This is a genomic window from Planktosalinus sp. (assembly GCF_059864935.1).
Map to the genome: position 1 here is coordinate 1 of NZ_JCBCCK010000512.1, position 2,498 is coordinate 2,498.

The 2,498-nt window shown below is 35.0% G+C and carries 4 protein-coding genes; 1 reads left to right on the forward strand and 3 read right to left on the reverse strand.

Annotated elements, in window-relative coordinates; all coding sequences use genetic code 11:
• Positions 1-592, reverse strand: a 592-nt coding sequence (locus tag AC6F75_RS14695; RefSeq protein ID WP_500715841.1) for an AAA family ATPase, incomplete at its 3' end; no start/stop codon positions are given.
• A gap of 656 nt (positions 593-1,248) precedes the next feature.
• Between AC6F75_RS14695 and AC6F75_RS14700 the strand changes: the two genes are divergently transcribed.
• A complete protein-coding gene (locus tag AC6F75_RS14700) occupies positions 1,249-1,422 on the forward strand; it encodes a hypothetical protein (protein ID WP_500715842.1) in 174 nt (57 codons plus the stop codon).
• A 74-nt stretch (positions 1,423-1,496) separates the two neighbouring features.
• Here the strand turns inward: AC6F75_RS14700 and AC6F75_RS14705 are convergent, their stop codons facing one another.
• Both AC6F75_RS14705 and AC6F75_RS14710 read right to left on the reverse strand, forming a co-directional pair.
• Complete coding sequence (locus AC6F75_RS14705) at positions 1,497-1,952, reverse strand: PIN domain-containing protein (protein ID WP_500715843.1); 456 nt, start codon at positions 1,950-1,952, stop codon at positions 1,497-1,499.
• Entirely contained in the window at positions 1,945-2,172 is a 228-nt protein-coding gene (locus AC6F75_RS14710) for a UPF0175 family protein (RefSeq protein WP_500715844.1), read from the reverse strand. Before AC6F75_RS14710 ends, AC6F75_RS14705 begins: the two co-directional genes overlap by 8 nt.
• Positions 2,173-2,498 lie beyond the last annotated feature (326 nt).

The following is a 2,498-nucleotide window of genomic DNA, read 5'->3' on the forward strand; positions in this document are numbered from 1 at the left end:
TCATGTTTTGGGGGGCATGTTTTGAGAAATCCTGTTCATAAGCTGTCAAAATTGCTTGCTGTATTCTTCTTACTTCGTTTAGGTTTTTAGTTGTAGCATAACAAGCCACAGCTTCGGGCATACCTCCTGTAAAATAATAAAGTCGTAGCAAGTTGGTAAAACTGTCTGCAAAACTTTGAACAAGTGGCCAGTCTTTTTTTTGCAATAGCTCAGCCAGGCGGGATTCTCCGAGCGCATTTAAAAATTCCGGGAAAGACAGCGGGTACAAATCCAAAAAGGCTACTTTCCCAACCGGAAAAGAAGTGTTTTCATGCAAAGCCACACCCAGCAGCGAACCTGCACAAATAATGTGGTAATCCGGTAGGTTTTCCTGAAAGTACTTCAGCGATGTTATCGCTTTGGGTACTGCCTGAATTTCATCAAAGATAAGTAATGTTGTTGTTGGGTCAATGTGCACACCTGATGCAATCTCAATACCCAACAACAATCGATGGGTATCAAAATCCTGGCTGAACAACTCTTTTAACGCGGGGTTGGTTTCAAAATTCAGGTAGGCTACTTGTTGGTAGCATGACTTTCCAAAGTACTTCATAAGCCAGGTTTTACCCACCTGCCTCGCACCCCTTATAATTAAGGGTTTACGGTTTTTGTTTTCTTTCCACGCAAGTAGATGATCAATCGCGTTACGTTGCATAGGTATAAACTAATACCACAAAATTAATCAATAAATTGATAGAATGCACATATAGCTGTACATATAATTGTAAAAACACACATTTTTATGTACGTGTTTATGTTTTAAATTACATTTTTATGTACTACTTTATTGCTTTTTTAAAAGGATTCACCGTTACAAACTTCTAACTTCGTACTTCTAACTTTATAATGGTTAATAGTGTAATGGTTAAAGGTTAATGGTTAATTAAAAAACTTTGAACTTTGAACCTTAAACCTTAAACCTTGAACTTTGAACTTTGAACTTTGAACCTTAAACCTTGAACTTCAAACCTCCCTCCCCGGATTCCCCACCACAGTCACCCCATCCGGAACATCGCGGATGATGACGACAACGTAGCCGATTGGGGTGTTTATTATTGAGATTTGTTGAGTTTGGTGGCTTACCGGTCAATTTTCTTTATCCAAAAACCGCTTTGCGGTTATCGGAGGGATAACAAGAGCTAAATAATAATGTGTTTTAAAATAAACAATCATTTGATTTTGTATCTTTGTAAGTAAAGACAATTGATTATGGTTACCACTTTAAAGCAAGGAGCTACAAAAAAAAATATTCAAAGTATTCTTGAAAACCTGGCTAAGAAATTAAAGCCTAAAGGCGTTGATGTATATCAATATGTGGGGAAAATTCGTTTACAAAAAGATGCTTTAGTTATCCAAAAAGCACTTCGTAATGAATGGGAATAAGACAGCAATTTCTGCCTCCTATATTATAAATTTCTTTCCTATACTATTTCCCCAATTCTAAGTTTTCAGTCAGCTTATTCATTATTCAATTTTAAAATCCCATTAACGATATCTTCTGATATTCGAAAATCAGTGTTCAATAATTTATCTATTAGAGGAGTTACTTTCTCAATTATTGACATTTGTTTCGCTTTATGGATTACACCAAGTGTACCCGTTATCTTAAATTTTAATTGGGTTGCGAGTTTTCGGGCTTTTAAATCATCGAGTAATAATAACACGTCATCAAACTCAACAGCTAACGCTATGGCACTTGCTTCTCCCGCATCAATTTGGGTTTCTAAAAATTCTTGATATTTTTTATCTGAAACCGGCCGGGTTTTAATCCAATTAGGCAGGTTTTCTCCAAATTCCTCTGCTACTTCAGGTGTGGTTATCAGTTCTCCATATACTTTTTGTAAAAGACCAAGCTCATCAATCTTATCAAAAAGGATCAATGCACTAGCGTCAGAAACAACAATTTTAGGCATTTTTTATATCGGAATGTAAGTCTGAAATCGATGTGCTAAAAACGGAAACCCCATACTTTCCTAACAACTCAATAAAGGCTCTTTTTGATAAACCAACCATTTTGGCTGCCTGACCCGCTGAAAGTTTTGCATCTTCATATAGTTTAGCTGCTATTATCATTGAAAAATCGTAATCTTTCAAATCAATATTGTCCGGTATATTTAGGTGAATCGTTCTCATAACAATTTAATTTAACCAAAAATACAAAATTTGAATATCAATTTTCAATAAGTTGTTCTTTTTTGCAAACTATTGTGTAATAGTTAATCTGACCCGTCCTTCTAACTTCATACTTCTAACTTTGTAATGGTTAATAGTGGATTGGTTATTGGTGTAATTGTGAAAAACTTCGTACTTCTAACTTCGTACTTCTAACTTTGTAATGGTTAATAGTGGATTGGTTATTGGTGTAATTGTGAAAAACTTCATACTTCTAACTTTGTAATGGTTAATAGTGGATTGGTTATTGGTGTAATTGTGAAAAACTTCGTACTTCTAACTTTGTA

What these genes read in the sequence shown, in the direction of transcription:
- AC6F75_RS14710 (WP_500715844.1), bottom strand. Translation starts at nt 2,172, where the DNA reads ATGAGAACGATTCACCTAAATATACCGGACAATATTGATTTGAAAGAT.
- AC6F75_RS14705 (WP_500715843.1), bottom strand. Translation starts at nt 1,952, where the DNA reads ATGCCTAAAATTGTTGTTTCTGACGCTAGTGCATTGATCCTTTTTGAT.
- AC6F75_RS14700 (WP_500715842.1), top strand. Translation starts at nt 1,249, where the DNA reads ATGGTTACCACTTTAAAGCAAGGAGCTACAAAAAAAAATATTCAAAGT.